Below are 25,721 nucleotides of genomic sequence, written 5' to 3'. Positions count from 1 at the left end.
CTGCGTCCTCCAACTGGTGATCCCCACAGCGGGCAGTTAACATAGGGAATTATGACACCATCTGCGGCTAGCCATGCCATTGATACCCTGATCGAAATGGCCCACCAAGGGGAAATTAACCCCTGGGACGTGTCGGTGATCGACGTGATTGATCGTTTTTTGCAGGATCTAGGCATTCTCAACAGCCTCGACCTAAGTTTTCAACAGCAAAATTTGCCCCGTTCTGGCCAAGCTTTTCTCTGGGCTTCCATGTTGGTGCGCTACAAGGCCGACAGCCTCCATAGTTTGGAGCAGGAACCGGAGGAAGTTATACCCGAAGCAGATCTAGAAGAATGGAGCGAGGAGCAAATAGCCCGCTTGCCAAGGGACATAGAAAATCGTTTGCGTCGGCGCACGGCTGTCCCCCCCCTGCAACGTCGTCGGGTTACTTTAGCGGAATTAATTGATCAAATTGAGGCGATCGCCGTCGAGATCGAAAAAAGTGAACAAAAACCAAAACGAGTCAAACGAGCCCGACCCCAATCCCGGCGGGAAGCTCTGCAAATCATTACCGAATTAGCCCACCAGGAAAATCTAACTGAATTGGCTAGTCAATTGGAACAGTTTTTGCAAACCCGTCTGCCGGAAATTTTGCCCGATTTACCCCATCGTTCCTGGGTAGATTTAGACACATTACTCCGTTGTTGGCATCATCATCTAGATCCAGATAAGTTGCCAGACAAAAAAGATAAAGTTGGCGTATTTTGGGCTTTATTACTACTAAGTTCTCAGTCGAAAGTATCTCTGGCTCAGGAAGAGTTTTACCAAGATTTACAAGTTCAAATCATTGATGATTCTGAATTGGAAAAAAGTAACGAACAACTTGAAATACTTTGATGAATATTAATCTATGATTATGCCAAAAAAAACCTGACAAGATCAAGCATTTTATTGATTTTAACCTAGACTGAATTCATGATCGATGACCCAAAAAAATCTGCTGAAATCAGGCTACATTGTTTAAATTTTCTGAATAACTATAAACCGGAATCTGAATAAAATGATCCGGTTCTTGATTGTGTAGAACAGTCTGTTGTAAACACTCTACTGTTGCTGGCGAAAAAAACTGCTCTCCAGTTTCTTCATTAACCCGTGCTGGGACGTTTTTAACAAGAATTAACTGATCATTTAAACTAAGGGTGTAAGTTACCCTTTTTTCAACCAGAGTTTCGTTCTCCATTATTGGTTTCTCTCCTTCGAGTGAATTGATGATTCCATCTTTGGAAATTGGGTTCGTAAACAGTAATAATTTTAACAAGAGGACGATTCGGATAACTGCACTGTACGTGGATTGGACGTTGCAATGCTGTAAAACCTAAAATCAAGCAACTAGGCCCATATTTATCATACGGATAATCCTCAATAATTTGACCATTGGCAATGGCCATACGAATTTCTTGAACTTGGATACGCCGTAGAATGGACTGATCGACGGCATGTTTAGAAAATTCAAATTCATCTTGAGCAAATTTTCGACGTATCTCTGTAATCAGCGCTGCCATTACTAAATCACTTAGGTGAGTATCTAAACAAAATTACACGGCGATCGCCTTTGGAGAGGGGATGCCGAAATCTGCTTATGGCTAGGGACAGGACCCATCAAATTTTCTTTCCAGGGCAACCCTTTGCTACAGTTGAATTGGTTGCAAATCGTAAAAGTTCCGTCCCGCTGTTAAAAGTCTATGTTTGATGCCTTAGCCGATCGCCTTGAAGATGCCTGGAAGAAACTCCGGGGCCAGGACAAAATTAGTGAGAGCAATATTAAAGAGGCGCTCCAGGAAGTCAGAAGGGCCCTATTGGCAGCGGACGTGAATCTCCAGGTGGTCAGGGGCTTCATCAAAGACGTGGAGCAGAAGGCCCTTGGGGCGGACGTAATCACCGGCGTTAACCCAGGGCAACAGTTTATCAAAATCGTTTACGACGAATTGGTAAATCTGATGGGGGAAAGCAACGTGCCCCTTGCCCAGGCCGATCAGGCTCCCACCGTTATCCTCATGGCTGGATTGCAGGGGACCGGGAAAACCACCGCCACAGCAAAATTAGCCCTCTATCTCCGCAAAGAAAACCGCAGTGCCCTAATGGTGGCTACAGACGTTTATCGCCCCGCTGCCATTGATCAACTCAAAACCCTGGGGCAACAAATTGACGTGCCCGTGTTCGACCTAGGTAGTGATGCCAACCCGGTGGAAATTGCCCGCCAAGGGGTGGAAAAAGCGAAGGAGTTGGGGGTAGATACGGTTCTGATCGATACCGCCGGTCGTCTGCAGATCGATCCTCAAATGATGGCGGAATTAGCCCAGATTAAACAGGTTGTGAACCCCGACGATACCCTGCTGGTGGTGGATGCCATGACGGGGCAGGAAGCGGCGAACCTAACCCACACTTTCCACGAACAAATTGGCATTACTGGAGCAATTCTCACCAAACTGGATGGGGATACCAGGGGCGGTGCGGCCCTATCGGTGCGGCAAATTTCTGGTCAGCCGATCAAGTTTGTTGGGGTGGGGGAAAAGGTGGAAGCTCTGCAACCCTTCTATCCCGATCGCCTAGCCAGCCGTATTTTAAATATGGGGGACGTGCTCACCCTGGTGGAAAAAGCCCAAGAGGCGATCGATGTGGGGGACGTGGAAAAGCTCCAGAACAAGATTCTGGAAGCCACCTTCGACTTTGACGACTTCATTAAGCAAATGCGCTTTATGAAGAATATGGGCTCCCTTGGGGGCCTGCTGAAAATGATTCCTGGCATGAACAAACTCAGCAGTGGCGACATTGAAAAAGGCGAAAAAGAACTCAAGCGCACCGAAGCCATGATTAGTTCCATGACCACGGAGGAAAGAAAAAATCCCGATCTACTAGCCAAATCCCCCGGTCGCCGTCGTCGCATTGCCCAAGGATCGGGCCATAGTGAAACTGATGTGTCTAAATTAATCACCAATTTCACCAAAATGCGGACCATGATGCAACAAATGGGCATGGGGGGAATGCCTGGAGGGATGCCGGGAATGGGAGCAATGCCAGGGATGGGCGGAGGTATGTTGGGCGGTCAGCCGGGCCCTGGTTTCCGGGGCTACAAGGGTAAAGGCGGCAAAGTTAAAAAGAAAAAGAAGAAAAAAGGTTTTGGTCAGCTTTAACGCTTCATCAGTCAATTAGTCAATTCCTCTGCTGTTCCTTAAATTAATCTTTGACTAGGTAATATGGGGCGGTTTTGGCTTGCCTTGGCCTCCAAATCAAGAGTGGTTTTAAATTTTATTTCTCCGAGTTTATCTGCAAATACTTTTTTGCAAGTGCTTTCTATTGTTTCAATCCCTTAGTCAAGACATTGATAAAAATCATTAATTGCAATCATTTTGAGCTCAATCTCATTTAGATTTGGATTACTTTACCCTATAAAAAAAGAAATTAAAGCCTCTTCAACGGCGGGCATTGTCTGGAAGTTTTCCCAAAACAAGTAAAATCATTTACACTGAAATTGTTTTATTTAATTTTTTAGGGATTATTCCTGGTGCTCACTGCTCAATCTGAATACGTTAAAAAACTCCGTCCTCTCTTGCCACCGGAAGCCTTCCAAGCCGATCCCCATAAATTAATTGTTTTAGGGTTAAATTTGGGTATTTATGTTGCTGGATTAACCATTGCTCGTAATCTCAATCATTGGCCTGTGCAATGGCTGTGGTTATTTTTGCCCATGGCGGTCTTGATGGGGAATAGCGTCACTGTGTTTTTATTTGGTAGTCACGATTTGATGCATGGCAGTGTGCTGAAAAAACGTTCCCAAATTTCCTACCTGACTAGTTTCCTTGGCCTTGCCCTTTGGTGGATGCCCCCTAGTCAATGGCGATCGCTCCATAACCAAGTCCACCATAACAATACGAATAGCGTGCGAGATCCGGATCGAAACTATTTACATGAACAGCCCAAAACCTGGGGGAAATGGATTCATCACCTATTTGCGCCTTCGGGAGAAGTTAATCTTCTGTGGCTAATTTTTGGCATGGGTACTGCCTGGGGAGTACATAATTTTCGTAATTTAATTTCCGTGCTTTTCTTCACTGGGGGAAGCGCTGATTTTGTCCCCGCCGCTTTTACTGTTAAACCACAGGATCGTCAAAAAATTTTGTTGGAATTGTTCGCTATCGTAGCAGTGCATTTGAGCATTTTGTTTTACTTACAATTTCAATTAATTCCGGTTATTTTAGGCTATTTTTTGCCAATTTTCCTCGGCCATGCCATGGGAATGTTTTATATTTACACTAACCATTTGGCCTGTCCAATGACAGAAGTTAATGATCCGTTGGTTAATAGTGTTTCTTTGCGGATGCCCAAGCTATTTGATTGCTTGCATTTTAATTTTTCTTACCATACAGAACACCATCTATTTCCCGATCTAAATTCGGATTATTATCCTTTGGTGCAGGATTTATTACAAGCCCACTACCCTGGCCAAATGAATTTATTAACGGCAAAGGAAGCCTGGCAAATGTTGCTGGAAACTCCCCGCCATTACCAAGGAGAAACAACCTTGGTGAGCTACGACGGCACTAGGGCGATCGCCTGTCCGTTGCCGAAAAATACCTCCGATTTAACGAAAGCAAAGGTAACCACATTAGTTTAAGTACATTAGTGGAATTTCCTGAACAGTAATTACCATGGACATCAACACCCTACTGGAACCCTATAAAACGGCCGGCGTTAATCTAGGGCTGGAGCGCATCCATGGCCTGCTGGCCAAGTTGGGCAATCCCCAAGCAAAAGTACCCTATATCCATGTGGGCGGGACCAATGGCAAGGGGTCGGTGTGTGCCTATCTGTCCAGCGTGTTGGCGGAGGCAGGCTACAAAGTAGGCCGCTACACTTCTCCCCATTTAATTGATTGGCAGGAAAGGGTTTGGCTTAATAACCATTTCATCGATAACCATGACTTGATGGCGGTGTTGCAACAGGTGACGGCGATCGCCAAAGCTGATAGTGCTGACCGCCCCACTTTGTTTGAGGTGTTTACAGCGGCAGTCTGGCTCTATTTTGCCCAGGCAGAGGTGGACATTGCGGTGATGGAAGTGGGTTTGGGGGGAAGATTGGATGCCACCAACGTCCCAGAACCTTGTTTGCTCAGCATTATCACTTCCCTCAGTCGAGAACATTGGCAGGTGTTGGGGCCCACCGTAGTACATATTGCACGGGAAAAAGTGGGCATTCTCAAAGCGGCAAGGCCGGTATTTTTGGGCCACATCCCCGCAGAGGCACAGCCAGTTTTTCGGGAACGCATTGCCGAATTACATTGCCCCGACTATTGGATTGACCCCGCCGTGGCCACGGAAAAAAATGGTCAACTCTGGGCTAATTGGCAAGGTTTTGAGTATCCCCTGGCCCTATTGGGGAATTTTCAACTTCAAAATTCGGCCCTGGCGATCGCCGCTTTACAGGAATTACAGCAACAGGGTTGGGACAAATTAACTCCGGAGATTATCCAACGGGGCATGGCCAAAGCAACTTGGCCTGGTCGATTGCAATGGGTGGACTACAACGGGCAAAAAATCCTTTTAGATGGAGCCCATAATCCAGCGGCGGCGAAGGCTCTGGCAAATTACACCCACCACTTAGTTGATCATTCAGACCACTATTTACCGACTATCACCTGGGTAATGGGCATGCTCAGCACCAAAGAACATGACCAAATTTTCCGCCATCTGCTCCGTCCCGGCGATCGCCTCTTGTTAGTGCCGGTGCCCGACCATGACAGTGGGGATTTGCCAGGGTTGGAGCGGTTAGCATGGCAGACCATGCCGGAATTAAGCAAGGTTAAAGTGTTTGATGATTGTTTTACAGCCCTGGAAAATCTAGAAAAAACGGAAGAACATTCTAAAAAATTGACTGTTCTCTGCGGCTCCCTTTATTTAGTAGGCTATTTCTTAAAAAAATTGCAATCTTCTCAGTAATTATCAAAAAAATGGGTTTAAAACCCCATCCTTTAGGACGGCTTTGTGTTAGGCTGTATGTGCCCATGCACCCGAGTGTGCCACGAGAGGCAAGGTTGGTGGTTCCCGCCATCTAGAATGCACGACCAAAAGGAAATACCTGGGCACAGGGGCGTCATAGTCTAGGAATGGGAAAACTACATTAAATATTTGTTCGGTCTGCGGTGGGGCACATCGTGGACGTTAAAACAGATGCCTGTGGAGGGGAATCTGGACGGGGCTTGTGAACAGAGACGTTTTCAAGCTAGACAAACCCGATGAAGCAGGAATCCTCTGACTAAAGTCAGGGGAGGATGTCAATTCTAGCAATTCTGTTTGGACTTAATTTTGATTGCTATGATTGCTATGATCGGATTCTTCCTCCTAGTTTACCTACCATAGCTATTCCACCAAACCATCTAGCTCGCTAGTGTCAGGGACAACACAGAAGAACTGATTTTACCCAAGCTTTCATTAATTTGTAGGATAAATAAATTGATTAAGCTACTTATTTATTTTGTTATTCTTCCCATCATTATTTTCCTCCTGGGCAATCAACCCACCATGGCAGCGTCAAATGCTAACCCCCAGGAGCAGAACCCTGCGATTTTAGTTTGTTTTTCGGGGGGGCAAGAGATTTTTCGTAAAAATGTGGTGGATGGCCCCTTTGCTGATGAGTATAAATTCGCCCATGAAATCAAAGTTGCCGACAGCGAAGGAGAACACTGGGTTAATTTTGGTGGAGGCATGTGTCTGATTGATCAAGGGGAATCTTTCAACAGAAGACAGCTAGAATTAACAGATAACTTAAGTTGTTATTCAGGGGCAAAAAAAGTAGTCACTTTTGATGTTTATGGAGAAGAAACAACCATTGATGAGTACGTTGAAGGCAGAACATTTTTGGCCAAAGCCAGTGGCAGTGGACTTGCTTCCGAATCAATTCATCGATATTTACTGTTTGGTAGTGGAACCTGCATTGGAGAAGAGGTAGGGGAAGATTGATAAAAGTTTTAATCAAATAAATTTCTCAAGCAAGATACAGAAACTGATTCAAGAGATGCGTCTAGTCCATTTTTTATGGCGCTGGTGTGAGCTTGACATTTATTTATTTTGAAAAAACGCTCTAGTTGCGGTGCTAGACAAGTAAAAAATCGTCAATTTTTTCTTTTGAGATTAGTTGAGAACCCTTGATTTTTGCAGAGGGATTGCATTGACAAATAACTATGGCGAACCTTAAATTTGTCGGCATTGATTTGGATGCGATCGCCTGCTGTTAGTGACGGTGCCCACACTATGACGGTGTTTTCAGGTCATCTCTACCTAGTGGGGGATTTTCCGTAGAGTAATTTTGGTTCTTTTCGGTCCAGTTGATACCATAGGGGCGTTTCACTCTACCGCCAATGAGTATGGATCTCCCCACTCTAAATTCTTACCTGCATCACCATCGACCAGAGGAAGATATTCTGGCAGAACTGCAGACAGATCAAGGTTTAGGACTAACAGCGGAGGCCGTGGCCCAGCGTTACGAACAATATGGCCGCAACGAACTGAAATTTAAACCGGGTAAACCGGCTTGGTTACGTTTTCTACTGCAATTTCACCAACCTCTGCTCTACATTCTGCTCATTGCCGGTACAGTTAAAGCTTTTCTCGGTTCCTGGACTAATGCTTGGGTTATCTGGGGGGTCACCTTAGTCAACGCCATTATTGGTTACATCCAAGAAGCTAAAGCAGAAGGAGCGATCGCCTCTTTGGCCAAGGCCGTGACCACGGAAGCCACCGTGTTGAGGGAAGGACAAACCCTCCGTATTCCCTCCCAGGAATTAGTCATTGGTGACATTGTTTCCCTGGCTTCAGGGGATAAGGTGCCAGCGGATCTGAGATTGTTAAAAGTGCGTAATCTTCAAGTGGATGAATCGGCTCTGACCGGGGAAGCGGTGCCCGTGGAAAAAGCTGTGCAAGTGTTACCGGAGGAAACGCCCCTCGCCGAAAGATTAAATATGGCCTATGCAGGCAGTTTCGTCACCTTTGGCCAAGGCACCGGGGTGGTGGTGGCCACAGCTAATGCCACGGAAATGGGACAAATTTCCCAGTCCATGGAAAAGCAGGTCAGCCTCATGACCCCTTTGACCCGTAAGTTTGCCAAATTTAGTCACACATTGCTCTATGTCATTGTCACTTTGGCGGCGTTTACCTTCGTGGTGGGTTGGGGGCGGGGAGGCACTCCCCTCGACATGTTTGAAGCTGCAGTGGCTTTGGCCGTCAGTGCCATTCCCGAAGGTCTGCCCGCTGTGGTTACCGTTACCCTGGCGATCGGGGTGAATCGCATGGCCAAGCGCAATGCCATTATCCGTAAACTTCCCGCTGTGGAGGCCCTGGGCAGTGCCACGGTGGTGTGTTCTGACAAAACCGGCACCCTGACGGAAAATCAAATGACTGTGCAGGCCGTGTATGCAGGGGGAAAACACTACGAAGTCAGCGGCGGTGGTTACAGTCCCAAGGGGGAATTTTGGCAGGTAATGGGAGGGGAAGTGGACAATGTTTTGTTGGATGGTTTACCCCCAGTGCTGGAAGAATGTTTGCTCAGCGGTATTCTTTGTAACGATTCCCAACTGGAACATCGAGGGGAAGATTGGGTGGTGGTGGGGGATCCCACGGAGGGAGCATTGTTAGCTTCGGCGGCCAAGGCTGGATTTAGTCAAGCTGGTTTAGCCAGTCAAAAACCTCGTTTAGATTCCATTCCCTTTGAATCGGATTATCAATATATGGCCACGCTCCATGATGGAGAAGGGCGGACAATTTACGTCAAGGGTTCGGTGGAATCCCTGCTACAAAGATGTAATTCCCTGCTGTTGGATGATGGGCAGACGGTGCCGGTTAATCTGTCGGAGGTGGAAAAGAATGTTGAAGATATGGCTAAACAAGGCCTGCGGGTGTTGGCCTTCGCTAAAAAAACGGTGGAGCCCCATCATCACGCCATTGACCACGGGGATATTGAAACAGGGCTAATCTTTTTAGGTTTACAGGGCATGATCGACCCGCCGCGACCGGAGGCCATTGCCGCAGTCCATGCCTGTCACAGTGCTGGCATCGAAGTGAAAATGATCACTGGTGATCATATTAGTACTGCCCAGGCGATCGCCAAACGGATGGGCATTGCCGCTGATGGGGATGGGCTTGCTTTTGAAGGACGACAGTTGACAACCATGGGTCCGGAGGAATTGGCCCAGGCGGCCACAGAAAGTTGTGTATTTGCTAGGGTAGCCCCGGCTCAGAAATTGCAACTGGTGGAAGCTTTACAGGAAAAAGGTCACATTGTCGCGATGACGGGGGATGGGGTGAACGATGCGCCGGCTTTAAAGCGGGCTGACATTGGCATTGCCATGGGTAAAGGGGGAACGGAAGTGGCTCGGGAGTCCTCCGATATGTTGCTCACTGACGACAATTTTGCCTCCATTGAAGCAGCGGTGGAAGAAGGACGCACTGTTTACCAAAATCTCCGCAAGGCGATCGCCTTTTTATTACCGGTCAACGGCGGGGAGTCCATGACCATTTTGATCAGCGTGTTGCTGGCTCGGGCGTTACCCATTCTTTCCCTACAGGTGCTGTGGTTAAACATGATCAACTCCATCACCATGACGGTGCCCCTAGCCTTTGAGGCCAAGTCACCGGGCATTATGCAAAAGCCCCCCCGCAACCCCAATGAACCCCTCATTACCAGGAAGTTACTGCACCGTATTTTATTGGTGTCCCTGTTTAACTGGATTCTGATTTTTGGCATGTTTGAATGGGTCAAGCGCACCACTGGCGACGTCGATTTGGCCAGAACCATGGCCATCCAAGCCCTTGTGTCCGCTAGGGTAATTTACCTGCTCAGCATTAGCCAATTAGGTCGTAGTTTTCTCGGCTATGTGATGGGTAAACGTCAAACCATTACCAAAGCCCCCATACTGTTAGTGGGCATTGCGGTGGCGATCGCCCTGCAAATTGGTTTCAGTCAACTGCCGTTTATGAATGTATTGTTCAAAACTGCTCCCATGGACTGGCAACAATGGGCAATCTGTTTACTGCCGATGATTCCCATGGTGCCCGTTGCGATCTTGGCCAATCGTCTTGATCCTTAATCGCTGGTTTAGCCTGCCCCAGGGGTGACAGAAACCTTAAAATTCACCTAAATAACTTCTCAAATCCCCTTTCATCCCACCCAATGCACCTAGAAGATACTATTGCGGCGATCGCCACCGCCATTGTGCCCCAACAGGGCAGTATCGGTGTGGTGCGACTGTCGGGACCACAATCCCTCACCATTGCCAAAACCCTTTTTGAAGCACCGGGGAGCCAAACCTGGGAAAGTCATCGTATTTTGTACGGCCATGTGCGTCATCCCGATACCCAAGTGGCGATCGATGAAGCATTGCTCTTATTGATGCTAGCGCCCCGTTCCTACACCAAAGAAGATGTGGTGGAATTCCAGTGCCACGGGGGAATCATGCCAGTGCAACAGGTTTTACAATTGTGTTTGCAACAGGGGGCCAGGCTGGCCCACCCGGGGGAATTTAGCCTGCGGGCCTTTCTCAATGGCCGGCTGGATTTAACCCAAGCAGAAAGTATCAGTGAACTGGTGGGAGCCCAATCTCCCCAGGCCGCGGCGATCGCCTTAGCGGGTTTACAGGGTAAGTTAGCCCAACCGATTCGGGATCTACGGAACACTTGCCTAGACATCTTGGCGGAAGTGGAAGCCCGCATTGATTTTGAAGACGACTTACCCCCACTGGATGAAAATTTAATTCGTCAACAACTACAGGATTTGTACCAACAATTAGAAGCAATTTTAGACACTGCCCAGCGAGGGGAACTGCTCCGCACCGGCTTAAAAGTGGCCATCGTGGGGCAACCCAATGTGGGGAAATCCAGCTTACTCAATGCTTGGAGCCGTACAGACCGGGCGATCGTCACTGATCTACCAGGCACCACCAGGGACGTGGTGGAATCCCACCTCGTAGTGGAAGGCATTCCCATCCAGGTGTTAGACACTGCAGGCATTCGGGAAACGGCGGACCAAGTGGAGCAGATGGGAGTAGAGCGCTCCCGCAAAGCTGCTCAACAGGCGGATTTAGTTTTATTGACGGTGGATGCCCACCAGGGTTGGACCGAGGCAGACCAGTTGATTTACGACCAAGTCAAAGACCGCCCTTTAATTTTAGTAATTAACAAAATTGATTTAGCCCGGGCCGATTTAGTCAACTATCCACCAGGAATTACTAACATAGTTTTAACCGCCGCCGCCGTTAATTTAGGTATCGACGCTCTAGAAACCGCCATTGTTGAGCAAGTTAATCAAAATAATTTATCACCCCAAAATTTGGATTTTGCCATCAACCAAAGACAAGCGGCTGTTTTAACGGAAGCTCAACTAGCTCTTAAGCAATTACGACAAACCCTAACGGAACAGTTACCCCTAGATTTTTGGACCATTGACCTGCGTTTGGCCATCAATGCCCTTGGAAGAGTGACAGGGGAAACGGTAACGGAGTCGGTGTTAGACCGTATTTTCAGCCGTTTTTGCATTGGCAAGTAATGGATATAGCAAGCTGTCTGCCAACGGATGGTTACTCAAATCCTTAATTGTTTTGATTGGCCACAAACTGATTAACCAATTCCACATCAACATCTAATTCTTTGAAATTTTTTGACAATTTCGGCGATCGCCAGACCTGATTTTTTTTGGTAGGGGTATAGTTTCCAGTTTTTCTTCAAAACGATCCTCTAGCTCGTCCTCCATTTTTTCCTTAGCTAAACCTATCTTTTCCCCCTCTTGTAAAATTTCTTGATAGGCAACAAATTCCTTCATAATTCCACTTCTTGAAATTGTCTTGATAAGCTCAGGGGAGATTGGCAAACATACTCAAATTTTACCGGCGATCGCCAGTTGGGCAAAAAACAAAATAATTAATGTGAGAATAACTGGCTTCATATTGTGGTCACTGAACAGGGGTAGGCTGCAAACCTTGAAATACCATCTACCATGGAGCACAAGCCAAAGGAGTTTGGGAAACGAGCCATGAAAATCGACATCATCATTGTCTACATTCAGCGATACCGCAAGGGACATGAGGTTCATTTTGTCCCACCGCTGACTGGTATTCATCTGGCTGCTCTGACCCCAGCAAAACATACTGTTCGAGTCATTCACCAGCAGGTTGAGACCGTAAACCTAGATAGCGAAGCGGACGTGATCGTTCTCTCCTTCTTCAGTGGCTTTGCACCGGAAGCATATCGTTTGGCAGGGGAGTATCGAAAACGGGGCAAGATAACAATCGCAGGCGGTCCTCATGTCACCTTCGCACCAGAGGAAGCTCTAGGATTTGTGGATAGTATTGTCATTGGTGAAGGAGAGTCCGTCTGGGAGCAGATTTTCCAAGATATCGAGCAAAATAGGCTTCAGCAAAGGTATGTTGGCGAAGCTATTCCTCTCACCAATGTCCCCACTCCTCGGTATGATCTCCTACCTCCGCAATACTTCATTCGACGGGTCGTCCAAGCCACTAGAGGGTGTCCATTTACCTGCTCATTCTGCACTGTACCCGTTCTCAATCCCGGTTTCCGTACTCGCCCTGTCGAGGCAGTGCTAAACGACGTCCGATACAACAAATTCAAATGGTGGTGGCAACGAAAGACCGTCTGGTTCTGGGATGATAATTTGACGGCAAATAGACCTTATATCAAGGAACTTCTGCGCCAGATGATCCCCCTGCGAAAGTGGTGGTTGACCCAAGCGAGTATGGACATCACTAAGGATGACGAGCTGTTAGATTTGATGCGCGACTCTGGTTGCATCGGAATTTTTTTCGGTATTGAATCATTTGGCCAGGAATCTTTGGAAGATGCAGGAAAACGCCAAAACAAAGTCGCAGAGTATCAAAGTAAAATCAAAAAACTGCACGACCGCGGAATTGGTGTAATGGCTGGTTTTATTTCCGGTTTGGATGGAGATACCCCAGAGAGCATCCGAGACATGGCCAACCAATTGGAGGAAATTGGTGTAGATGTGCCATTTTTGAGCATTCTTACCCCCTTCAAAGGCACACGTTCATATTCAAAGATGATGGATGCGGATCGGTTGCGTTCTGATTTAGGGTGGGAGTTTTACAATGGCTATAATGTGACATTCATGCCCAGTAAAATGACCCCTGCAGAGCTTTTAAAGGCGCACCGAGATTTGTGGAGATCGGCCTTCAGCTTGTCAGCAATTTTTCGTCGAATTAGTAAATCTTTATTTACTTTGCGCGGGGGGGCAATGATGATGTGTGGCATCATGAATTTGTTTTACGGACTGAAAGCTCTCACAAATAATGAACCGATTAGTTTTGAGGGAACGGATAAATATAAATCGATTCGCGAAACCACGGATTTGATTCCGCACAGTCCCCAAAAGGTTGAGTCAATGTAGTTGAAGAAGCTAAATAGCGGAAATTTGCCGATATATCCTCGTTTTGTTTGTCTGGATGTTTGTTGAAAAATAAGCGATGGATTTAACGGCGATCGCCAAAAGATGCATCAAGCTATATTCCTGTTTTGCTGATTGAGATAATTGCGATAAATTATCCATAGAAGATTTGGAGATCAATTGCTGTGAACTATGTACCTCACAAGACTAAAGGAAGTTGCCGTTGCGGCAAGATTCAATTTGAGGTGTCTTCAAAACCATTGATTACTATGGCTTGTCATTGTACAGGGTGTCAGAAAATGACATCAAGCGCATTTAGTCTGAGTTCACTGTTTCCCAGTTCTGCATTTTTTATCACATTAGGTTCACCTGTTATTGGTGGTTTACATGGGGGTACACGTCACTATTTCTGTGGCCATTGTATGAGCTGGCTATTTACACGCCCTGAAGGGATGGATGATTTTGTCAACGTACGCTCCACCATGTTAGAAGACACTCAAAACTATAGGCCATTCATTGAGTGCTACACAGATGAAAAGCTAGCCTGGGCTACCACTAGTGCAAAGTACAGTTTTAGCAAATTTCCTGCACAGGAGGATTATCGAGCGCTGATTCAAGCATTTGCGGATAATGAGGAATAAATACAGCATTTGATGGATTTAATTGTATTAGTTTGGAATTTTTTGACTGAAAATTCTGATTTGGTAATGATTGCTATTCTGCGTTAATCATTCCTCTAAACAGTTAACTGCTTTGAATTGGAGTGGTTCCGCAGGGCCAACCCAGCCGGGGGGGTTATTAGAAGGTTTTCTTTCAAACCTGATCTGGCAATCTTGACCATAGTTAATGGTCTGATTTGCTAAATCTATGGATTTCAACGTTGCCGCCACGTCAGGATTTTCTTTAACGTAATTGACCATTACCTCCAGATCCTTGATGTTTTGGTACTGGGGAGGCAAAGCGGCAATGCTAGGAGCGCGCTCGGCGATCGCCACTGAAAAAAAAGAAAAAGTGATCAGTGCGGGAATAATTTGCTTCATATTATGGCGGCTGATGGTTCCGCTTCACCTTACATCAAAACCTGTCAGCCTCAAAAATGATACAATTCTACGAAGGACGCAGTTTAATTGCTTGAATGATACTAATGGTTAGAATTAAAGATATAGATGCTGCCCTAAAATTTCCCCAATCATTCTAGTTGAATTAATAGATATTTCTCCCGATTTTATTATCTTATTTAACTACTATTAAACCGATAAAATTTTATGGTTACTCCCCTTTCCTGGCCGGCTCTAGCGGAATTATCTAACTACCAAGTGGATACAGTTAATGGTGCCACCACTGCCCAGGCAACCTTAAGATTGTTTGGACAACCGGAGGAGGCAGTGCGAGTCACCCTCTATCGGGATAATCATGCCTGGTGTCCCTATTGTCAAAAAGTTTGGTTATGGTTAGAAGAAAAGCAAATTCCCTACCAAATTAAAAAAGTGACCATGTTTTGCTACGGAGAAAAGGAAGCTTGGTATAAAAAATTGGTGCCATCGGGAATGTTACCGGCTTTGGAGTTAGATGGCAGATTCTACACCGAAAGCGACGATATTTTAATGGCTTTAGAAAATGCTTTTGGGCCATTGCTTTGGGGCATGGAAGATCCATTGGTTTTACCCCTGAGAAAACTGGAAAGACTATTGTTTCGAGCTTGGTGTAATTGGCTCTGTTACCCAGCCATGTTTCCCGGTGCCGATCAACGGAATCAACAACAGTTCCAACAGGTAGTTGATCAAGTGGAAAAAGCCTTAGAAAAATTGCCTGGTCCCTATTTTTTGCCGGAATTTAGCACTGCTGACATCGTTTTTATTCCCTATCTGGAGCGCATGAATGCCAGCCTGTTTTATTACAAAGGTTATTCTCTGCGGGAAAATAATCCCCGGCTCAACGACTGGTTTGGGGCATTGGAAACTAGGGATACCTACCGGGGTACCCAGAGTGATTTCCACACCCATGCCCACGATTTGCCTCCCCAAATGGGTGGTTGTTACTCCAACGGCAGCGCCCAGGCCCAGCAGAACCAAGCGCGGGTAGACCATGGCCCTTGGTTTGGTTTACCCGATGCCACCTACCCGGAACCGGAAAACGTTAAGCAAGAGGCGATCGCCAGGGTGGTGAAACATCACCGCAATATTATTGAGATCAACGGCCATGACCGGGGGGAGAGTTTTGAGCAAGCTCTACGCTGTGCGTTAACCCTACTGGCGACGGGGGAAGAATGTACACCACCCCAGGGTACAGACCAAGCTTTGCGTTATCTGCGGGATCGTATTAACGTGCCCCGGGATATGTCCATTTATGCGGCTAAACATCTCCGCCAAGCGTTGGAAACCACCGCCAGTTTAGTGGGAGATCAGGAGGGAGAACCAATTCCAGTGCGTCACCGCCGGGATCAGGACCCAGCCAATTTTCGCTGATCCGTTGTTGCCCTAGGGCTATGTTCCAATTGGGCGATCGCCCCTTGGCAATCTTCAAATAACTCCAGGGAAGCCTGTTGCTGGCCAAAACAGAGTTCCTGATGGATAGTGAAAAGGGTATTGTAGGCGCTGGCCTGGGGAAATTGCGCCGTTAGCCGTTGATATTCCCGGTCAGTTCTCCCTGGTGCTGGCTCTAAACCTCTTTTCTCCTGCAACATTTGCAACATGGCCAAATATAAATGACGGCAAGCTTGGTAATAATCTCCCTGGCGGGCCGCCTGGTGGGCCGTTCTCATCCAATAGCTAGCTCCGGGGGGAGGAGTTGCAAAATTAGGGCGCAAATCCACTGCGGTTAAATTATGCCAATACCTCTGCCAAGTGCGGCGGTTCAACCAAATGGCGGCGATCGCCACTGCAATAATTAACCAGAGTAAGCTGTGGAAAATTAATTCTTCCCACCGTTCCCAATGGGGAATATCTAACCCCGGTATGGGAGGCACCCCCTGCCAGAGGCGATCAGTCTGCCAGGCCACCCATTCCCGCCCATTCTGCGTTAACTGTTGCAATTCCCAGGCAAGGTTGCTTTTTTGATAGGTGGCCATGGTATTGGTGAGAAAAAAGAGACAAAGCCTTTAGCCGATGGGATTGCGGTCTTTGATCATGTCGATGGCCCTGGTGACACTTTCGGGGAACATCACCACCAAGCCATCGGTTTCAACGTTGTCTAGAGCCTGGTTGAGGGCGGTGGTTTCATCCAAAATTAACTCATAGTCGGCGCCAGGATTTTCTTGCAAAATGCCCTTAATGATTAAATCGGCCGCTTCTCCCTCTGACCTGCCCCGCTTATCGTCATCTTCTTTGACAATGATACGGTCAAATACCTGGGCGGCAATTTGTCCCAACTCAATCAAATCACTATCCCGGCGATCGCCAGGGCCCCCCACCACCCCAAAACGTTGACCCCGCCAGTTTTTGACAAAATCTCCTACGGCCCGATAGCCGGCCGGATTGTGGGCATAGTCCACCAACGCATGGTAACGACCCAGATTAAATAAATTCATCCTGCCGGGGGTCTGTTCCGCCGAGGTGGTGAAGGTGCGTACCCCCTGACGAATTATTTCCACATCTAAGCCATTAACAAAGGCGGCCAGACAGGCGGCCAGGGCATTGGCAATCATAAACGGTGCCATCCCCCCCATGGTCATGGGAATCAATGTGGCCTGCTCCACCCGCAGAGTCCAGGAACCTTCCAAAATGGACAAATAACCAGATTCATAGACTGCCGCAATGCCATTGCGCCGTATGTGGGTTTGGATAATGGGGTTATCGGGATTCATGGAGAAATAGGCCACCTTGGCTTTCACCTTATCCGCCATGGCCGCCACCAAAGGATCGTCGGCATTGAGCACCGCATAACCACTGGGATCCACCACTTCCGCAATGACAGACTTAACTTTGGCCATTTGTTCAATGGTGTCAATATCTCCCAAACCGAGGTGGTCCGCCGCCACGTTGAGCACTACCCCCACGTCACAGGTATCAAAGGCTAGTCCTGCCCGCAAAATTCCGCCCCGGGCCGTTTCCAACACCGCCACTTCCACCGTGGGATCCCGTAGAATTACTCCGGCACTCTGGGGTCCCGTATTGTCCCCTTTTTCCACACAGTATTCGTTGATATAGATGGCATCGGTGCTGGTGTAGCCCACCGTTTTGCCCGTCTGTCGATAAATATGGGCCAAAAGGCGGGTCGTGGTGGTTTTACCGTTGGTGCCCGTCACTGCCAAAATGGGAATGCGGCTAGGGGTACCGGGGGGAAAGAGCATATCCAATACCGGCGCCGCTACGTTACGGGGCAGGCCCTGGCTGGGGGCCACATGCATACGAAAACCCGGGGCTGCGTTCACTTCCACAATTACCCCGTTGGTTTCCCGCAGGGGCTTACTAATATCGGAGGTCACCACGTCGATGCCGGCAATGTCGAGGCCAATCACTTTGGCTACCCGTTCCATTAACCAGATATTTTCCAGGTGAATATCGTCGGTGCGGTCAATGGCAATGCCGCCAGTGCTGAGGTTGGCCGTGGCCCGCAGATAAACCACTTCATCCTTGGGTAAAATGCTGTCCAGGTTATGGCCCTGGCGTTCCATTACATCGATCGCCGTTTTATTAACAACAATTTTGGTGAGAATATTATCGTGCCCATCACCGCGATTGGGGTCTTGGTTGGTTTTATCAATTAACTCGCTAATGGTGGAGTTGCCGTCCCCGGTCACATGGGCCGGAATTCTCTCCGCCACCGCCACCAGTTTGCCATTTACCACCAGCACCCGATGGTCACTGCCTTCGTAATAGCGCTCCACAATAATGGAACGACTCTTCGATTCTTCCACTGCTAAATCATAGGCGGCGATCGCCTCCTGCCAATGGCGCACATTAATGGTGATGCCCCGACCATGGTTACCGTCTAGGGGTTTAATTACTATCGGATAGCCCCCCACATCGTTGATGGCTTCCTCCAAATCATCAAAATATTGGATGGTGGTGCCCCTGGGCACCGGAATGCCCGCATCTTGGAGAATGGTTTTGGTACCTTCCTTATCACAGGCCAGTTCCACCCCCAGAATGCCAGATTGGGAACTAAGGGTCGCCTGAATTCTCTGCTGATGTATGCCATACCCCAACTGCACCATGGCCCGGGCACTGAGGAGCATCCAGGGAATTTTACGGGCATCAGCTTCAGTAACGATGGTTTCGGTGCTGGGGCCCAGGGCAGAGTTAGCCCCCAAATCCCGTAAATCTTCTAAATCCTTCTCCAATTCTGCCTGGGGATAATCCCCCGTATCCACCAAGGCACGACATAAACGCACCGCCGCCCTGCCGGCGTAACGTCCCGCCTGTTCATCCACATATTCATAGACAACGTTATAAATGCCCGGGGTCGAAGTTTCCCTGGTGCGGCCAAATCCCGCTGTCATACCGACCAATTCCTGGAGTTCCAGGGCCACATGCTCAACGATATGACCCATATAGGTTCCTTCCTGCACCCTTTCCAAAAAGCCGCCCCGGTGGCCTGGGGAGCAAAAGTGTTCTATGAGGGAGGGCAACACCCTGATTAACCCTTCATAAAAACCGGGAATACTACTGGAGGGTCGCTCCGCCAAATCCTCCAAATCTAGGCGCATTACAATTAACTTCTTGCGTCGAATGCTCCAATAGTTAGGGCCGCGGAGAGTAAGGGTTTTAAGAATTTTCATGATCTGTGTCAGTCAAGAACCAATGCAAGAAGCACAACACGCCGACTATCATTCTCAAGCTAGGCCTCTGACTGAAACTGTTCGCTGTGAACAATTGATCCGAGTCAGTCCCTGGGGTCAGGGAACCTTACCTGCCTTGGGTCACCCCTAGATTACCCGAGGAAAAGCCCGCTGTTTTACTTGATGATAAACTTCCCCATGGACAAGGATGTTGAGGCGGAGATTATGGAGGCTCAACGGGGCATTGGCCACCACCATAGCGGCATTGGTGTAGCTCATGTCCCTAGCATCCACAAAGGACACCGTACCCTGGCCAATAACTTTAACGGAGCCGTCCCGCTCGAACATGGCGCAGGTATCTTCATCAATGCCTAAACCAAGCAACTCAGGATGGGTAGAAATGGCACTCAACAGCCGGGCCATGCGGTTACGATTGTGGAAATGCTGATCCACCACAATTTCCGGCACAATGCCCAGCCCCACTGCCATATCCACCAAAGCTCGATTGGGCCATTCGCCGCTACTGCCCCCGGCAATCATGTGATGCCCCATCACCGCTGCCCCCGCACTGGTGCCCGCTAAACTAATTTCCCCGTTATGCACCCGTTGACGAATGCGGTCCATCAAGGGGGTATCCGCCAACAGCCCACAAAGGCGCAGTTGATCTCCCCCGGTCATAAAAATGCCTGTACACTGTTCGACAAATTCCCGGTAACCACTGTCGTCCCCCTGGGAGCGGTCCCGGATATCCAATACCTTTAACTCTTTGACCCCCATGTCGCCAAAGATAGTTTGATATCTCTCCCCAATTAGTAAAGGCTCCCGAGATGCAGAGGGAATGATGCCAATAATGGCGTCGGTGCCACCGGAACGCGACCAAAATGTTTGTAAAATTTCACGGCCGTGAACTTTATCTTCTGCACCACCAATAATTAAGATGGCCGGTTGGGAGGATAGGGGCATTGTCAACTCTTAGGGGTTCAGTTCTCTGATTAGCAGACTAATATTATCTTGACCGGACGAAGAAAAAAAGTCCATGCCAAGAGTTTTTGCGGGCACCTTGACAACCATTGGGGCACCTTGATCAGCTTTAAATCCCTCGAGCAAATTATTATTACTACTCAGACAGGGCCAGCCTATGGTCAAAGCTAGTTAAATTCAGTCAAATTTAAGTTTAATTAGCCACTGTAAGCGATTTTAGTCATTAATTAATTGGGGGAATTCTCCGGAGTAACGGTGGGCTCAGGCTCAACTGCGGGGGATGGGGCTGCGGGAGCATTAATGACATCTTTGGCGCTTAGGCCATCGGCCTGGGCTCCTAAAAACCAGAGGGCAGAGGCTGCTTCTTCCCTGGTGACGGGGCGCTGGGGTTGAAAGATGGTGATGTAACCAAACATTCTTTTGAGGTTGGATTGATCGCCGTTTTGGAAGTCGGCGGCCAGGGCGGGCCAAATGTTGGGGCTAATTTTGGCGGCGTCCTGAAAACCCCAGGTTTCTTTGATATTTTCCAAGCTGGCATTGGGCAGGGCCCGGCGATAGTCTAGGGGCACTTTCCAACGGACTACATCTTCCCTAGTTAGGGGAGCACCGGGGCGAAACTGGGTGGCACTGGGGTCGTTGGTGAGGCTAGAGGGAATTAAACCGGCATCAGCTAAACCCTGAATTTGGGCAAAGTCGGGGTGGCTGGGGGGAACGTCGGTGAAAAGAGGGGTGGTGTTACTGGAAGCGGGTCTAATTTGTTTACTGGGTTGGTTGGCAAAAAAGACGTTATTGGCTTGAAATAACCAGCGGGCGAATTCTCCCCGACTGATGTTACTTTGGGGCGCAAATTCCTGCCCCGTTTTAGCTTGGACAATGCCTAGTTGACTCAGGTCTTCAATTTCTGCCCTTTGGCGATCGCCTACTTTTTCTAGATCGCTAAAAGTGCCCGTGGAAAAGGTGGCAGTGGGGGTTGGAGTGGGTGTGGTGGTGGAATCTGGCTCTGTGGGTTGGGGAGTTGGAGTAGGGGAAACCGGGGTAGTGGTATTGGGAGAACTGCCCAGGGAAGGATTGGCAGCAAAACGATCCTGTAACGCTTGGTTGCCACTGCAGGCCCCCAACAGGGCGCAAAGTCCAATAATTAAATGGGGAAAAAATGATGAAGATTTTTGAACCATCGGCGGCACTGCTGGCTGAATTGGGCAACTTTTTTGAGTAAAAGGGGAGTGATGCCCCCATAGATCCTATCAAATCGGTAATGGAAAAGAAGATCCAACACATCCTCATAGCGGAGATAGCTCAAGTACGTCACCCCCAAATCAATCTGGCGATCGCCAAACTCTAGGTAAACCCGTTGACTTAATTTTTCTGTCCGTTGCCAGGGTTCAGCAAAATGGGCTTTCATGGCCTGCTCATACTTTCCGAAAGCCTTTGGATCCCCCCGGAGATAATCCCGCACAAAGGGAACGGCAATATTAGCTCCCTGCATACCATGGCGGATGCCTTCTCCTCCCAAAAAATTTACCGTCGATACCGCATCCCCGATCGCCACCACGGGGCCTTGATGGTAGGTATCTCCCTGGTTAATGGCATAGTCCAACACGGAGCCGTGGATTTCCTCCAGATGGTATTGGGATTTTTCCAGTTTTAAATAGTCCCGGATAATGGCTTCAGTGTAGGCACGGATCGGCTTTAACTTACCTAAATAACGGTGTTGACCAGCAAAAATCGCTGTTCCCACTTTCAACTGGTGATTGTCCATGGGAAAAATCCAGGAATAACCCTGGGGACTCCAACGGTAACCAAGGAAGAAAACTAAGGTGTCGGCAAAACGTTCATGGGTAGCTTCATCCACTGTGATTAAATATTCTGTACCAATGCCTCGGTAATATTGGCCATTATCCGTGACTTTGGGTTGCCCATAATTAATCACCGCCCGCTTTGAGCCGGTGGCATCAATTAACACCTGGGTTTTGACAGTGACCTTTTCCAGGGATCCCGCATCTAGGGGAGCTCGGTAAGATAGGGTGACCTCTAACCCCGATGCCCCCGGTTGGTAACTCAAAAAACGGTGCCCCAACCACACCTGACCCCCCCCCTCCGTGACCGTATCCGCTAAAAATTGTCGCAATTTCGCAAAATCGAACACCACACCCTGGGGTTGATCGCTGTACCAGACTTGTTCTTTTTCGGTGGCGGCGATCGCCAAATTGTGCCAATAACGGGCCACTACCCCTGGAGGCAGATCGAACAATGCCATGGTTTCCAAAGGACTAGCGGCGCTAGAGTAATTATTTTGGCTAAAATTTGAATGTTGCTCCACTAACAGGACTCGGACACCTTGTCGGGCAAACTGTCGAGCACATTGCCCCCCGGCGGGCCCTGCCCCAATTATCACCACTGCAAACTCTTCCATCGGCCTGTGGGCTTATTGCCCTAGATAATCGAAACATCAACAATCAAAACATCAACGGGCAAATTTGTAATGTCCCCATCCCAGCCCCCTTCAGCCATTGCCACTTTTGAGCCAGAGAGTTTTCTCATTCTGGTGGTAGATGACGTGAAAGATAATATCTATGTCATTTCCGAGCTGTTGGAAGGGGAAGGTTACAGCACCACCTTTGTTACCTCCGGGCCAGAAGCTCTGCAACGGGTCACCCAGGCTCAACCGGACCTGATTCTGTTGGATTTGATGATGCCCGGCATGGATGGGCTGGAAGTTTGCGATCGCCTTAAACAGGATCCCCAGGCCAGAGATATTCCGGTAATTTTTCTTACCGCCAGCAACGAAAAACAACATCTGCTCCAAGCCTTTGCCAAGGGGGCAGTGGACTATGTCACCAAACCCTTTAGCCCGCCGGAACTGTTGGCCCGGGTGAAGACCCACCTGGAACTAAAACAAACCAGGGACAATCTGCGCCATACCCTACTAGAACGGGCCAAAACCGCTGAAGCCTTGGCTTGCACCTCCACCCGCCTCAGTACCCTGGTGCAAAATATGCAAGCGGGGGTGCTAATGACCGACGCCCTGGGCAATATTGTGGTGGTCAATCCCGAATTTGCTCGACTGTTTAACCTCGGTTTTCCCGCCGAACTCCTGCTGGGGAAAAATTTAACGGCGATCGCCCCCCGCATTAATGGCCTTGTTTCCCAGGGCCAGGGCATAACCGAAGACTTTTTGGCGATCGAGCACCCGGAACCATTACTGAAAGTGGAACTGTCCCTACAGGACGGACGTTTTTTTGAGCGAGATTATGTGCCCATCTTGTTGGGGGATAGCTCCCAGGGCCATTTTTGGCTTTACAGGGACATCAGCCAGCGTAAACAAGTGGAAGTGATTCAGGGGCAATCCCTGGAAATGGAACGGCGCATGCGGCAACAATTGGCCGAACAAAATCAAGAATTGGTGGTAGCCACCAGTGCGGCGGAGGCAGCTAACCGCTCCAAAAGTGAATTTTTGGCCACCATGAGCCACGAAATTCGCACCCCCATGAATGCCATCATCGGCATGACTGGATTATTGCTAGATACGGCATTAACCACCCAACAAAAATATTTCACCCAAACCATCCGCAATAGTGGGGAAACCCTGCTCACCCTAATTAACGATATTTTGGATTTTTCCAAGATTGAAGCCGGCAAATTGGACCTGGAAGTGTACCCATTTGATTTGGGGCAATGCCTGGAGGAAGCCTTGGATGTGGTGGTGCCCAGCGCCAGGGAAAAATCCCTCACCCTGATCCGACGTTTTCTCACCCCCATTCCCCCCAACCTCCAGGGGGACGTGACTCGCCTCAGGCAAATTTTGGTTAATCTCCTCAGCAATGCGGTCAAGTTCACCGAAGCAGGGCAGGTTAAAGTGACGGTGGAAGTGGTGGACCATGACGCGGCCAAGGGAGAATATCAACTCTGTTTTGCGGTGCAGGACACGGGCATTGGCATCGCCCCCAACCAACAGCAAGCTTTGTTTCAGGCCTTTAGCCAGGGCAATTCTTCCATTACCCGGCGCTTTGGGGGCACGGGGTTGGGCTTGGCCATTTGTGTCCGTTTAACTGCTTTGATGGGGGGCACCATCTGGGCAGAAAGTAATGGTTGTGTGGTGGGAGACCCCCCCGATCCTTGGCAGATCGGGCAACCGACAACCCTGGGTTCGACTTTTTATTTCACTGTCAATTTAACGGTGGTGCCCAGTTGTGCCTATTCTGCCCATAATTTGCGCCACTCCCTGTTCCTTGGGCGATCAGTGTTAGTGGCGGATTACGACGAAAGCCGGGCCACCAGAATGCAAAATCTTCTGGCCAGTTGGCGTCTCCAAGCGGAGCAAATTACTTTTTCTTCTCCCGCAAAACTGGGGGAGGAGCTAGGGGAAAAATTAGCGCAAAAAACCTATAGCGCCCTAATCATCCATTGCCCCCATCCAGACGGGAGGGGAGAGCATTTGGCCGATTTTGATTTGGCGGAAATTGCAACGTGGGCCCCCACGGACCAAGGCATTCCGGTGCTGGTGGCCACGGACATTTACCTATCCCCTGGGGAGCGCTACAGCGGGGATAAATCTCCGGTACAGACTTGGCTTAGGAGTCCAATCAATCCTGACGAGCTGGAAAATACCTTGGTGCAGGTGTTGGGACAAACGGAGCCTCCCACCCTAGTGTCTACGGGGGCAATCAGCGGGCCTTTGTTTCCCTATGCTCCTTCCAATTTAACCATTTTGCTGGCGGAAGATAACCTAATCAACCAACAGGTGGCCAAGCTCTTACTGAAAAAGTTGGGTTACCCAGTGGAGGTGGTCAACAACGGCCAAGAAGCCCTCACGGCTTTGGCTAAGGGGGATTACGATGTGGTGTTGATGGATGTGGAAATGCCGGAAATGGATGGCTTGACGGCGACGAAGCAGATCCGACAGTCCCGGGGCCGGAGTCAACGACCTTGGATCATTGCAGTGACAGCCTATTCCATGGAAGGCGATCGGGAACGGTGTTTGGCTAGCGGCATGAATGATTATGTCAGTAAACCCATCCGCCTAGAAGCTCTGCAACAGGCCTTACAGGTAGCTGCCACAGCGCTCCAGTCCACTAGCCAAAATACGGTTACCGTCGTTCCCAGCGCCAATGCTTTTGAGTCAAAATCATCCCCTTCTAGCCCCGATCCAGAGGACTTGGCCAGCATGGCCTTGCCCTCCATTGACCAAGACATTATCCATTCTCTGCGGGAATTGGATGAAGAAAATGGTGACTTAATTCTCAGGGAAATTAGCGATATCTATTGTCAAACGGTGCCGGAACTATTGCAAAGGATCAAACTGGCGATCGCCAATCAAGATTGGGTAGATTTGAGTTTAGCCGCCCATACGCTTGGTTCTAGCAGTGCTAACTTGGGGGCGGTGCTTTTGGCCCAACAGGCTAAAAGCTTAGAAAATCTTGCCCGCCAACGGGATTCCCTGGCCATGGACCCAGGCCATTTCCCCGCCCTAACGGCTAGCTATGCAAGGGTACAGGGGGAACTGCAAACCATGCTCGATCGCCTCTAGGAAAAGTTTTGCCGGGCCGTGGTTGGTTAGAATACGGAGTGTTTTCTCTGGCAATGT

The 25,721-nt window shown here is 48.8% G+C and carries 19 protein-coding genes and 1 pseudogene; 11 read left to right on the top strand and 9 right to left on the bottom strand.

Translation table 11 applies throughout. The features are described 5' to 3' along the window. The first annotated feature begins 51 nt into the window (after nucleotides 1-51). On the top strand, nucleotides 52-876 hold the full coding sequence (locus IQ217_RS01830; protein ID WP_194018698.1) for a segregation/condensation protein A: 825 nt from the start codon (nucleotides 52-54) through the stop codon (nucleotides 874-876). A 109-nt stretch (nucleotides 877-985) separates the two neighbouring features. On the opposite strand, the gene IQ217_RS01825 is transcribed toward IQ217_RS01830, so the two are convergent. Continuing rightward, the gene (locus IQ217_RS01825; protein WP_194018697.1) at nucleotides 986-1,219 is read right to left on the bottom strand and encodes a YgiT-type zinc finger protein; all 234 of its coding nucleotides are present in this window, start codon (nucleotides 1,217-1,219) and stop codon (nucleotides 986-988) included. After that, nucleotides 1,197-1,541: a DUF4258 domain-containing protein gene (locus IQ217_RS01820; RefSeq protein ID WP_228024031.1), complete on the bottom strand. Its 345-nt coding sequence runs from the start codon at nucleotides 1,539-1,541 to the stop codon at nucleotides 1,197-1,199. Before IQ217_RS01820 ends, IQ217_RS01825 begins: the two co-directional genes overlap by 23 nt. A 180-nt stretch (nucleotides 1,542-1,721) precedes the next feature. Between IQ217_RS01820 and ffh the strand changes: the two genes are divergently transcribed. The 6 genes from ffh to mnmE all read left to right on the top strand — a co-directional run bounded on the left by ffh (nucleotide 1,722) and on the right by mnmE (nucleotide 11,568). Further along, entirely contained in the window at nucleotides 1,722-3,170 is a 1,449-nt protein-coding gene (gene ffh / locus IQ217_RS01815; protein ID WP_194018696.1) for a signal recognition particle protein, read from the top strand. Nucleotides 3,171-3,541: 371 nt separating this feature from the next. After that, nucleotides 3,542-4,651 (top strand): fatty acid desaturase, encoded by a 1,110-nt coding sequence (locus IQ217_RS01810; RefSeq protein ID WP_194018695.1) that lies wholly within the window; start codon nucleotides 3,542-3,544, stop codon nucleotides 4,649-4,651. Nucleotides 4,652-4,685: 34 nt separating this feature from the next. After that, nucleotides 4,686-5,972: a bifunctional folylpolyglutamate synthase/dihydrofolate synthase gene (locus IQ217_RS01805; protein ID WP_194018694.1), complete on the top strand. Its 1,287-nt coding sequence runs from the start codon at nucleotides 4,686-4,688 to the stop codon at nucleotides 5,970-5,972. Nucleotides 5,973-6,554: 582 nt separating this feature from the next. After that, nucleotides 6,555-6,992: a hypothetical protein gene (locus IQ217_RS01800; RefSeq protein WP_194018710.1), complete on the top strand. Its 438-nt coding sequence runs from the start codon at nucleotides 6,555-6,557 to the stop codon at nucleotides 6,990-6,992. A 404-nt stretch (nucleotides 6,993-7,396) separates the two neighbouring features. Continuing rightward, a complete protein-coding gene (locus IQ217_RS01795) occupies nucleotides 7,397-10,114 on the top strand; it encodes a cation-transporting P-type ATPase (protein ID WP_194018693.1) in 2,718 nt (905 codons plus the stop codon). An 83-nt stretch (nucleotides 10,115-10,197) separates the two neighbouring features. Next, nucleotides 10,198-11,568: a tRNA uridine-5-carboxymethylaminomethyl(34) synthesis GTPase MnmE gene (gene mnmE, locus IQ217_RS01790; protein ID WP_194018692.1), complete on the top strand. Its 1,371-nt coding sequence runs from the start codon at nucleotides 10,198-10,200 to the stop codon at nucleotides 11,566-11,568. A 43-nt stretch (nucleotides 11,569-11,611) separates the two neighbouring features. Here mnmE and IQ217_RS01785 read toward each other — a convergent pair. After that, nucleotides 11,612-11,883: pseudogene (locus IQ217_RS01785) on the bottom strand (Rpn family recombination-promoting nuclease/putative transposase); the annotation flags it as partial. A 168-nt stretch (nucleotides 11,884-12,051) separates the two neighbouring features. On the opposite strand from IQ217_RS01785, the gene IQ217_RS01780 reads away from it, so the two are divergent. Together IQ217_RS01780 and IQ217_RS01775 are read left to right on the top strand one after the other, a co-directional pair. Next, complete coding sequence (locus tag IQ217_RS01780) at nucleotides 12,052-13,440, top strand: B12-binding domain-containing radical SAM protein (RefSeq protein ID WP_420826659.1); 1,389 nt, start codon at nucleotides 12,052-12,054, stop codon at nucleotides 13,438-13,440. 182 nt (nucleotides 13,441-13,622) lie between these two features. Then, entirely contained in the window at nucleotides 13,623-14,078 is a 456-nt protein-coding gene (locus IQ217_RS01775) for a GFA family protein (protein WP_338116541.1), read from the top strand. A gap of 87 nt (nucleotides 14,079-14,165) precedes the next feature. Here IQ217_RS01775 and IQ217_RS01770 read toward each other — a convergent pair whose 3' ends face one another. Continuing rightward, nucleotides 14,166-14,477 (bottom strand): ssr3402 family protein, encoded by a 312-nt coding sequence (locus tag IQ217_RS01770; protein ID WP_194018690.1) that lies wholly within the window; start codon nucleotides 14,475-14,477, stop codon nucleotides 14,166-14,168. A gap of 225 nt (nucleotides 14,478-14,702) precedes the next feature. Between IQ217_RS01770 and IQ217_RS01765 the strand changes: the two genes are divergently transcribed. Next, complete coding sequence (locus IQ217_RS01765) at nucleotides 14,703-15,902, top strand: glutathione S-transferase family protein (protein WP_194018689.1); 1,200 nt, start codon at nucleotides 14,703-14,705, stop codon at nucleotides 15,900-15,902. Here IQ217_RS01765 and IQ217_RS01760 read toward each other — a convergent pair. The 5 genes from IQ217_RS01760 to IQ217_RS01740 form a co-directional block, all read right to left on the bottom strand. Next, the gene (locus IQ217_RS01760; RefSeq protein ID WP_194018688.1) at nucleotides 15,878-16,504 is read right to left on the bottom strand and encodes a DUF4129 domain-containing protein; all 627 of its coding nucleotides are present in this window, start codon (nucleotides 16,502-16,504) and stop codon (nucleotides 15,878-15,880) included. The two genes, IQ217_RS01765 and IQ217_RS01760, sit on opposite strands and share 25 nt — an antisense overlap. Before the next feature lie 30 nt (nucleotides 16,505-16,534). Further along, nucleotides 16,535-19,156 (bottom strand): cyanophycin synthetase, encoded by a 2,622-nt coding sequence (cphA, locus tag IQ217_RS01755; protein ID WP_194018687.1) that lies wholly within the window; start codon nucleotides 19,154-19,156, stop codon nucleotides 16,535-16,537. Nucleotides 19,157-19,303: 147 nt separating this feature from the next. Continuing rightward, entirely contained in the window at nucleotides 19,304-20,119 is an 816-nt protein-coding gene (locus tag IQ217_RS01750) for a cyanophycinase (protein ID WP_190598408.1), read from the bottom strand. A gap of 245 nt (nucleotides 20,120-20,364) precedes the next feature. Next, the gene (locus tag IQ217_RS01745; protein ID WP_194018686.1) at nucleotides 20,365-21,312 is read right to left on the bottom strand and encodes an S-layer homology domain-containing protein; all 948 of its coding nucleotides are present in this window, start codon (nucleotides 21,310-21,312) and stop codon (nucleotides 20,365-20,367) included. Then, nucleotides 21,276-22,550 carry an NAD(P)/FAD-dependent oxidoreductase gene (locus IQ217_RS01740; protein WP_194018685.1) on the bottom strand — a complete coding sequence of 425 codons (1,275 nt, stop codon included), beginning with the start codon at nucleotides 22,548-22,550 and terminating at the stop codon, nucleotides 21,276-21,278. Before IQ217_RS01740 ends, IQ217_RS01745 begins: the two co-directional genes overlap by 37 nt. 69 nt (nucleotides 22,551-22,619) lie before the next feature. On the opposite strand from IQ217_RS01740, the gene IQ217_RS01735 reads away from it, so the two are divergent. After that, the gene (locus tag IQ217_RS01735) at nucleotides 22,620-25,664 is read left to right on the top strand and encodes a response regulator (protein ID WP_194018684.1); all 3,045 of its coding nucleotides are present in this window, start codon (nucleotides 22,620-22,622) and stop codon (nucleotides 25,662-25,664) included. Nucleotides 25,665-25,721: the final 57 nt, after the last annotated feature.

This window comes from Synechocystis salina LEGE 00031 (assembly GCF_015207985.1).
Lineage (GTDB): Bacteria > Cyanobacteriota > Cyanobacteriia > Cyanobacteriales > Microcystaceae > Synechocystis > Synechocystis salina.
Note: the sequence above shows the minus strand (reverse complement) of the source record. Positions and strands in the feature narration are given on the sequence as shown.